Genomic DNA, 8,600 nt, shown 5'->3' with positions numbered 1-8,600 from the left:
GGGCAGATCTGCCGACGGCAGAGGCCCCCCGGGCGGGGGCTCCGAGCCCGTACCGGGGACCCCGCCGGCCCCGGGCGCCTCAGGTCTCGTCGAGGGCCTCGCGCAGGTCGCGCAGCAGGGTGAGCACCATCGGGCGCAGCGACGGCCTTATGGCGTCGAACACCTGGCGCTGCTTGCGCTCCATGTCCCTGCGGCGGATCGCGAGCACCCGCTCGCCCTCCTCGGTGAGGGTCACCACGGTGCTGCGCTCGTCGCGCTCGGAGCGGCGGCGCGCCATCATGCCCTTGCGCTCCAGCTGTTGGATCATGCGGGTGGCGGAGGGGGACGAGACACCGACGATGTGCGCGACGGCGCCGACGCTGGGGCTGTCCATACCGCGCACCGCCTCCATCAGGAGCGCCTGCGTCAGAGTGAGATCTTCGGCACCCCGGTGACCGTGACCGCTGCGCGAGCGGGCGTGGAGAGCCGCGTTGATGAGTTCGGTCCAGGCGCGCTGGAACTCCTCAAGCTCGGAACCGTGCTGTTCGGCACGGGGTTCGTGGGTCTCGTCGGGCACGAAACGGTCCTCGCATGCTGGGCGGGCACCGCGGGTCCACAATCCGCGCGGTGGTTTGACGTTTGTGTAGTCTAGCTATTAAATAGCTAAGGCACGCAAGTTCACATACATCCATGCCCCCACAAACCGTAGCGACACCTCCCGTCCACTGACCGGTTGTGGACACGGTGCGGGGCAGTGGACGTCCGTCCGACACCAGGGCGGGCCCGGACAGGTCCGGGAGGGGCGCATTGACAACAGTGCTGATCGCGCATTTCATCGCAGCTGCGATCGCGCCGTTACTGGTGCGCCAGTGGGGCCGTAACGCCTTCCTCGCGCTCGCCGTCGTCCCGGGTGTGTCCACCCTCTGGGCCCTCTTCCAGATCCCCGCGATCATGCGCGGCGAGACCCTCGCCGTCTCCATCCCCTGGGCACCGGAGTTCTCCCTCCGGCTCGGCCTGTACATGGACGCCCTGGGCCTGGTGATGACGCTCATCGCCGCGGGCGTGGGCGCGCTGATCCTGATCTACTGCGCCCGCTACTTCGACGACTCCGAACCCGGTCTGGCCCGCTTCGCCGGGGTGTTCGTCGCCTTCGCCGGGGCCATGCTGGGCCTGGTGCTGGCCGACGACCTCATCCAGCTCTTCGTCTACTGGGAGCTGACCACGGTCTTCTCCTACCTGCTCATCGGGCACAGCACGGAGCTGAAGGAGAGCCGCCGGGCGGCGATGACGGCCCTGACCGTCACCACCTTCGGCGGACTGGCGATGCTCGTGGGCATGATCATGCTCGGCGAGACCGCCGGGACCTACGTGATCTCCGAGATCGTCGCCTCGCCGCCGGCCGGCGCCCTGGTCAACGTCGCGCTCGTGCTCATCATGGTCGGCGCGATGTCCAAGTCGGCCCTGCTGCCGTTCAGCCTGTGGCTCCCCGCCGCCATGCGCGCCCCCACGCCGGTCTCCGGCTACCTGCACGCCGCGGCGATGGTCAAGGCGGGCGTCTACCTGGTGGCCCGGCTCACCCCCGCCTTCCACGACGTCGCCGTGTGGAAGTACACGGCCCTGTTCTTCGGCACGCTCACCATGGTCCTCGCGGGCTGGAAGGCGCTGCGCCAGTACGACCTCAAGCTGGTCCTGGCCTACGGCACCATCAGCCAGCTGGGCTTCCTCATCACCCTGCTGGGCGCCGGAACCCAGGCCGGCGCCCTGGCCGGGATCTCGATGCTCATCGCGCACTCGCTGTTCAAGGCGCCGCTGTTCCTCGTGGTCGGCGTCATCGACCACAGCACCGGGACCCGCGACCTGCGCGAGCTGTCCGGCCTGCGCTCCTCCATGCCCGTGACCTTCTGGACCTCGGTCGTGGCTCTGGCCTCCATGGCGGGTCTGCCGCCCACCCTCGGGTTCGCCGCCAAGGAGCTGGCCTTCGGCGCCTTCGAGCACGGCGGAGGCGCCGACATCGCCGTCCTGGCGGGCATCGTGATCGGCTCCACCTTCACCGTCGCCTACAGCCTGCGCTTCCTGTGGGGCGCCTTCTGGGACAAGGAGAACGTCCCGGCCACCCCGCTGCACGCCCCCGGCCCGCTCCTCCAGGCGCCCGCCGCGGTCCTGGCCGGGCTCGGCCTGCTCGGCGGCCTGCTCTCCACCCTCGTGGACCCCTTCCTGGCCGTGTACGCCGACACCGTCCCCGTCGCCGAGGGCGACTACGCCAAGCACCTGGCCCTGTGGCACGGCCTGGGACTGCCCCTGCTGCTGTCGGCGGTGTGCGTCGCGGGCGGCCTGGCGCTGTTCCGGTTCCGCCACGAGATCGTGTGGGCGGGAACGCGGACCGCGCTGCCCGACGCCGACCGGGTCTACCGCCGGATGCTGGCCGCGCTGGAGAACCTGGCCCTCCAGGTCACCGGCGGCACCCAGCGCGGTTCGCTGCCGGTCTACCTCGGCACCATCCTGGTCACGCTGGTCGTCGCCGCCGGGTGGTGGATGGTCAGCGGCCGGATCTGGGAGGGGGACTACCCCGCGGTGCGCCTGTGGGACAGCCCGGTCCAGATCATCCCGGTCCTGATCATCGGCGCGTCCGCCCTGCTGACGCTGTTCGTGCGCCGCCGCCTGTTCGCGGTGATCCTCGTGGGCACCGGCGGCTACGGCGTCGCCGCCCTGTTCTACCTGATGGGCGCCCCCGACATCGCGCTCACCCAGTTCCTCGTGGAGACCGTCAGCCTGGTGGTCTTCGTGCTGGTGCTGCGCCGCTTCCCGGCCCGCTTCTCGGCGCCCGCGCTGCGCGGGCGCCGGGTGTGGAACCTGGCCCTGGGCGCGGCCACCGGAGTCCTGGTGGCCGCGATGACCTGGTTCGCCCTCGCGGGCCGCCAGGAGCCCTCCATCTCGGCGGGCTACCCGGCCGCGGCCGAGGAGGCGGGCGGCTACAACATCATCTCGGTCCTGCTGGTCGACGTCCGGGCCTGGGACACCATGGGCGAGATCTCGGTGCTCGCCGCCGCGGCCGCCGGCGTGGCCAGCCTGATGTTCGTGCGCCGCCGCGCCCAGCCGCGCAAGACGCCGGGCGGGGTGATGGCCCTGTCGGTCACCGAACCGCCGCCGCCCGCCGACGGCCAGCGCGGACTCGACCTCGGCGGCCTGCGGTTCGCCCCCCGCAGGATGCACGTCGAGCCCCGGTGGGCGCGCACCTGGCTGCCGGGCGCCGACGCCCTGCCCACCGAGCGCCGGTCGGTCATCTTCGAGGTCGTCTCGCGCTTCCTGTTCCCCGTGATCATGGTGATCTCGGTGTACCTGCTGCTCACCGGCCACACCGCCATCGGCGGGGGCTTCGCGGGCGGCATCGTCGCGGGCCTGGCGTTCATCGTCCGCTACCTGGCCGGAGGCCGGTTCGAGCTGTACGCCACCGCGTGGGTGCAGCCGGGCGCGCTGATCGGCGCGGGCCTGGCCGTGGCCACCGGCACCGCGCTGGGCGGGGCCGTCTTCGGCACCGACGTCCTCGCGGGAGGCGACACCTACATCGACTTCTGGATCCTGGGCGAGGCCCACGTCACGGTGTCCATGCTCTTCGACATCGGCGTGTACCTGCTGGTGATCGGGCTCATCCTCGACATCCTGCGCAGCCTCGGCGCCCGCATCGACGAGCAGATCGAGCGGGACGCCGCGCACTCGGAGGCCCAGGCCAGGACCGGGGGACCCGAACGCCCCGAGGAGGTCATCTCGTGAACGAGTCCCCCAGCCTGCTCCTGGTCGTCATCGTCGGCGTCCTGGTCGCGGTGGGCGTCGTGCTCCTGCTGGAGCGCAGCCTCACCCGCGTGCTGCTCGGCTTCATCGTCATGAGCAACGGGGTCAACCTGATGATCCTGTCCATGGCGGGCGAGCCCGGCGGGCCGCCGGTCCTGTGGTTCACCGAACCGGAGGAGATGACCGACCCGCTGCCGCAGGCGATGATCCTGACGGCGATCGTCATCACCCTCGGCATCACCGCCTTCCTGCTGGCCATGGCCTACCGGAACTGGCAGCTGGAGGGCAACGACGAGGTCCAGGACGACGCGGAGGACCTGCGCATCGTCCAGGGCGAGGGCCGCCGCGCGGTGCGCCAGCGCTTCCTCAAGGAGCGCCGCAGGCTCCAGGCCGACATCCGCCGCCAGCGGGCCGAACTCCAGGCGACCATCGCCACCGCCGACGCCCGCGAGCTGGCCGAGCAGGCCCGCATCAAGGCCGAGATCGCGCGGGCGCAGGCCGAACTGGCCCGCTACGAGCTGGAGGCGGAGGAGAACGATCCGGACGAGCAGTCCCGCGAGACCATGCGCCGCCTGAGCGACCGCGCGGAGTCGATGACCGCCCAGGTCCAGGAGCTGCGCGGGCGCATCCGCCAGGGGCGCAGGCGCCTGCGCGAGCACAGGCGGGCGGACCGCGCCGCCGAGCGCGAGCTGTGGCGCGAGCTGCGCCGCCGCATCCGCTCGCAGCGCAGGCAGGCGCGCCAGACCATGCGGGCCGAACGCGAGCGCCTGGCCCGCGCCGAGGACAGCGACCTGCAAGGGAGCGAGTGACCATGGGGACGGACTACTTCGTCGGTCTGCTGCACTACTTCATCCCGCTGCCGGTGGTGCTCCCGCTGTTCGCGGCCGGGGTGAAGCTGGCGCTCGGCATCCGCTGGCCCCGGCTCCAGCAGGCGCTCAGCGTCATCTCGCTGGCCCTGGTGCTGGTCATCGGCCTCGTGCTGATGCTCGGCTCCCACGCCTACGGCCCGCAGGTCGTGCAGGTGGGCGGCTGGGAGGCGCCGATCGGCATCACCCTGGTCGCCGACCGGCTCTCCGCGCTGATGGTGACGGTGTCGGCGGCGATCACGCTGGCCGTGCTGGTGTACTCCATCGGCCAGGGCATGGCGGGCAAGGCCGAGGTGGCACCGCTGTCGGTGTACCAGCCGACCTACCTGATCCTGGTGGCGGGCGTCTCCAACGCCTTCCTGGCCGGTGACCTGTTCAACCTGTACGTCGGGTTCGAGATCCTGCTGACGGCCAGCTACGTGCTGCTGACCCTGGGCGGCACGCAGTCCCGGATGCGGGCGGGCGCCATCTACGTCGTGGTGTCCCTGGTGTCGTCGGTGCTGTTCCTCATCGCCATCGCGCTGGTCTTCGGCGCGACCGGCACCGTGAACATGGCCCAGCTCGGCGAGCGGCTGCCCGAGCTGTCCTCGGACCTGCGGGCGGTCCTCCAGGTCGTGCTGCTGTTCGCCTTCGGCATCAAGGCGGCGGTCTTCCCGCTGGCCGCGTGGCTGCCCGACTCCTATCCGACCGCGCCCGCGCCGGTCACGGCGGTGTTCGCGGGCCTGCTCACCAAGGTGGGCGTGTACGCGATCATCCGCACCCAGACCCTGCTGTTCCCGGGCGACCAGCTCAACGACCTGCTGATGGTCGTCGCCCTGGCGACGATGATCATGGGCATCCTCGGCGCGGTCGCGCAGACCGACATCAAGCGTCTGCTGTCGTTCACGCTGATCAGCCACATCGGGTACATGGTGTTCGGTGTGGCCCTGGGCAGCGAGCAGGGCATGGCGGGCGCGGTGTTCTACGTCGCGCACCACATCACGGTGCAGACCACGCTGTTCCTCATCACGGGTCTGATCGAGCGCCGGGGCGGCTCCACCTCGCTGGACCAGCTGGGCGGACTGGTGCGGATCGCGCCGATACTCGCGGTCCTGTTCTTCGTCCCGGCGATGAACCTGGGCGGCATCCCGCCGCTGTCGGGCTTCCTCGGCAAGCTCGGCCTGATCCAGGCCGGGGTGGAGGCGGGCACGCCGCTGGCCTACGCCCTGGTGGGCGCGTCGGTGCTGACGAGCCTGCTGACCCTGTACGTCATCGCCCGGGTGTGGAACTACGCGTTCTGGCGCACGCCCTCCGAGGGCATGGTGGCCGAGCCCGGCACCGTGCTGGAGGACACCGAGACCGACGACCCCTCCACCGCGGCCCTGGGCCCCGGCGAGGCGGTCGGTCCGTCCTCCCGCCTGGGCGACACCTCGACCGCGGCCACGCCCGTGGTCACGTCCGTCGTCCTGCCCAGGAGTATGGTCGGCGCCACGGTGGCGCTGGTGGTGTTCAGCATCGCCCTGACGGTGCTGGCCGGACCGCTGATCGAGTACTCCTCGGACGCGGCGGTCGAGCTCCAGGCGCGCGGCCCCTACATCGAGGCGGTTCTGGGAGGCGACCGGTGAACGGCCTGCAGGAGAAGAAGCGGATCGGCCTGACCGCGCTGCGCAGGCGCCTGGGCAAGGTGCAGATCCCGGTGGCACTCGGCATGACCCTGGTGTGGATGCTGCTCTTCGACGCCTTCCATCTGCGGCCGGAGTCGCTGGGCCTGCTGGTCCTGGGCTTCCTGGTGTCGGTGGTGATCATGCTGGTGTTCCCGCTGCCGCCGATCTCCCCGGGGTTCCGGTTCCGGCCGCTGTACCTGGTCCGGCTGCTGGTGTACATGCTCGCCCGAATGGTCTGGGCCAGCTTCCGGGTGACCGTGCAGACCTTCACGCCCGGACGGGTGCACAGCTCGGTGGTGGAGGTGCGGCTGCGTACCGACTCCGACCTGATGCAGGTGTGCGTGTCGATCGCCAGCTCGATCATCCCGGGTTCGGTGATCGTCGAGGTCGGCCAGCCGGACCGGACCCTGTACGTGCACGTGCTGGGCGCGGACGACGACGGCTCGATCGAGCAGGGGCGCGAGGACGTCCTGCACCTGGAGGAGCGGATCGTGATGGCGCTGGGCACCCGTGAGGACATCGCCGCGCTGCGGGCCGGGGAGCCCGTGCTGGGCGGCGGGAGGGGGAGACCGTGAACGTCCTGTGGATCGTCATCGGCGTCATGCTCGGCCTGGCCGCGCTGCTGAGCGTGACCCGGATGCTCATCGGTCCGGGCATCCTGGACCGGGCCATCTCCGTGGACGTGCTGCTCGCCTCGGCGCTGGCCGGCGTGGGCGCCTACGCGGCCTTCACCCGCGACCCCACGGTCCTGCCGACGCTGCTGGTCCTGTCCCTGCTGGGCTTCGTCAGCTCGGTCAGCATCGCCAAGTTCGTCGCGCGGCGGGCGCACGAGGACCAGGAGCACATCGCCACGCCGACCGAGGCCCATCCGACCTCAGCGACGCCCACCGACGCGGTCCCCGACTCGGAGCGGCCGGAGAAGGGGGAGACCTCGTGAGCGACCAGCTGATCACCGTCCTGGACTGGGTGGCGCTCCTGTGCGTCCTGGCCGGGGCCATGCTCTCGCTCGTGGCGGGCGTGGGCCTGCTGCGCTTCCCCGACCTGCTCTCGCGCATGCACACCGCCGCCAAGCCGCAGATCCTGGGACTGCTGCTGGTGCTGGTGGGGATCGGCATCCGGCTGATCCCCGTGGAGACCAACGTCTTCAGTGCCGGAACGCTGCTGCTGGTGGCGCTGTTCCAGATCGTGACCGTCCCGGTGGCGGGCCACATCGCCGCCCGCGTGGGCTACCGGACCGGGCGCATCGACGAGGAGCTCATCACCCGTGACGAGCTGGCCGAGCGCCTGGAGGCCAAGCGCGGGAAGGGCGGCGGCGAAGCGGACGGCGCTTCCCGCTAGACGGCGGGCGAGAACCCCCGCGAGGGCCCCGGGAGGGCGACTGAGCCCGCTCCCGGGGCCCTCGCCGTGTCCGGGCCGGGTCCGGGCGGAGCCGGCCCCCGCCCGCCTCACCCGGGACCGCCGCGCAGCCGGGTGTTCTCCTCCTCCAGCTCCAGGATCCGGCCGATCCCCGCGAGGTTCACCCCCTGGGCGGCCAGCTCGGCCACCCGCCGCAGGCGGATGATGTCGTCGTCGCTGTACAGCCGCGTGCCGCCCTCGGTGCGCGCCGGAGCGACCAGGCCCCGCTCCTCGTAGGCGCGCAGGCTCCGCGGCGCGACGCCGGACAGCTCCGCGGCCACGGAGATCGTGTACAGGCCCCGGACAGGATCCGGCCCCGGTCCCCTCATCAGCGCATCCTTCCCGTCGGGACCGTCGTCTTACCCACGGCTTGAGGAAATCTTTGTCGGACATAGTTGTTTACCTCTCCAGACTGAGGTATAAAACTTGCGTCACCTCGCATCAGGTTTTCTAGTAGAGCCAAGGGAGGTTTCCATGATGCTGATGCGTACCGACCCCTTCCGGGACATCGACCGCCTGACACAGCGGATCCTGGGCGATGCGTCCCGACCGGCCGCGATGCCGATCGACGCCTACCGTGACGGTGATGTCTTCGTCGTCTGCTTCGACCTGCCGGGCGTGCGCGCCGACTCCATCGACCTGGAGGTCGAGCGCAACGTGCTCACGGTGACCGCCGAGCGCCCCGACACCGTGCGCGACCGCGAGTCGGTGGTGGTCGCCGAGCGGCCCACCGGCACCTTCTCCCGGCAGCTGTTCCTCGGCGAGACGCTGGAGACCGACGCCATCCAGGCCGACTACGCCGACGGCGTCCTGACCCTGCGCATCCCGGTCGCCGAGCAGGCCAAGCCGCGCAAGATCAGCGTCGGCACAGGCGAGGGCCAGCCCCGCAGCATCCGGGCCTGAGCCCCCGACGGCCCGGCTCCGGCCGGGC

At 71.2% G+C, this 8,600-nt stretch carries 9 protein-coding genes; 7 read left to right on the top strand and 2 right to left on the bottom strand.

Features of this window, described 5'->3' with window-relative positions; translation table 11 throughout:
• Positions 1-79: 79 nt before the first annotated feature.
• Complete coding sequence (locus DQW06_RS20925; RefSeq protein WP_013155885.1) at positions 80-556, bottom strand: MarR family winged helix-turn-helix transcriptional regulator; 477 nt, start codon at positions 554-556, stop codon at positions 80-82.
• A 239-nt stretch (positions 557-795) separates the two neighbouring features.
• Here DQW06_RS20925 and DQW06_RS20920 point away from each other — a divergent pair, with 239 nt between their 5' ends.
• The 6 genes from DQW06_RS20920 to mnhG are packed head-to-tail and all read left to right on the top strand — an operon-like array spanning position 796 to position 7,612.
• On the top strand, positions 796-3,747 hold the full coding sequence (locus DQW06_RS20920) for a Na+/H+ antiporter subunit A (protein ID WP_041553371.1): 2,952 nt from the start codon (positions 796-798) through the stop codon (positions 3,745-3,747).
• Entirely contained in the window at positions 3,744-4,574 is an 831-nt protein-coding gene (locus tag DQW06_RS20915) for a Na(+)/H(+) antiporter subunit C (RefSeq protein ID WP_013155883.1), read from the top strand. Before DQW06_RS20920 ends, DQW06_RS20915 begins: the two co-directional genes overlap by 4 nt.
• Before the next feature lie 2 nt (positions 4,575-4,576).
• Positions 4,577-6,235: a Na+/H+ antiporter subunit D gene (locus tag DQW06_RS20910; RefSeq protein WP_013155882.1), complete on the top strand. Its 1,659-nt coding sequence runs from the start codon at positions 4,577-4,579 to the stop codon at positions 6,233-6,235.
• Complete coding sequence (locus DQW06_RS20905) at positions 6,232-6,849, top strand: Na+/H+ antiporter subunit E (protein ID WP_071621096.1); 618 nt, start codon at positions 6,232-6,234, stop codon at positions 6,847-6,849. The genes DQW06_RS20910 and DQW06_RS20905 overlap by 4 nt, the downstream gene beginning before the upstream one ends.
• Positions 6,846-7,211 carry a monovalent cation/H+ antiporter complex subunit F gene (locus tag DQW06_RS20900; RefSeq protein ID WP_013155880.1) on the top strand — a complete coding sequence of 122 codons (366 nt, stop codon included), beginning with the start codon at positions 6,846-6,848 and terminating at the stop codon, positions 7,209-7,211. Before DQW06_RS20905 ends, DQW06_RS20900 begins: the two co-directional genes overlap by 4 nt.
• Positions 7,208-7,612: a monovalent cation/H(+) antiporter subunit G gene (gene mnhG, locus DQW06_RS20895; RefSeq protein ID WP_117199143.1), complete on the top strand. Its 405-nt coding sequence runs from the start codon at positions 7,208-7,210 to the stop codon at positions 7,610-7,612. The genes DQW06_RS20900 and mnhG overlap by 4 nt, the downstream gene beginning before the upstream one ends.
• 107 nt (positions 7,613-7,719) lie before the next feature.
• Here mnhG and DQW06_RS20890 read toward each other — a convergent pair whose 3' ends face one another.
• Positions 7,720-7,998 (bottom strand): MerR family transcriptional regulator, encoded by a 279-nt coding sequence (locus DQW06_RS20890; protein WP_013155878.1) that lies wholly within the window; start codon positions 7,996-7,998, stop codon positions 7,720-7,722.
• 145 nt (positions 7,999-8,143) lie between these two features.
• Here DQW06_RS20890 and DQW06_RS20885 point away from each other — a divergent pair, with 145 nt between their 5' ends.
• Positions 8,144-8,572, top strand: a complete 429-nt coding sequence (locus tag DQW06_RS20885; RefSeq protein ID WP_013155877.1) for an Hsp20/alpha crystallin family protein — start codon at positions 8,144-8,146, stop codon at positions 8,570-8,572.
• Positions 8,573-8,600: the final 28 nt, after the last annotated feature.

It is taken from the genome of Nocardiopsis sp. TNDT3 (genome assembly GCF_003427465.1).
GTDB lineage: Bacteria > Actinomycetota > Actinomycetes > Streptosporangiales > Streptosporangiaceae > Nocardiopsis > Nocardiopsis dassonvillei.
This window is presented reverse-complemented; position numbering and strand designations above follow the sequence as displayed.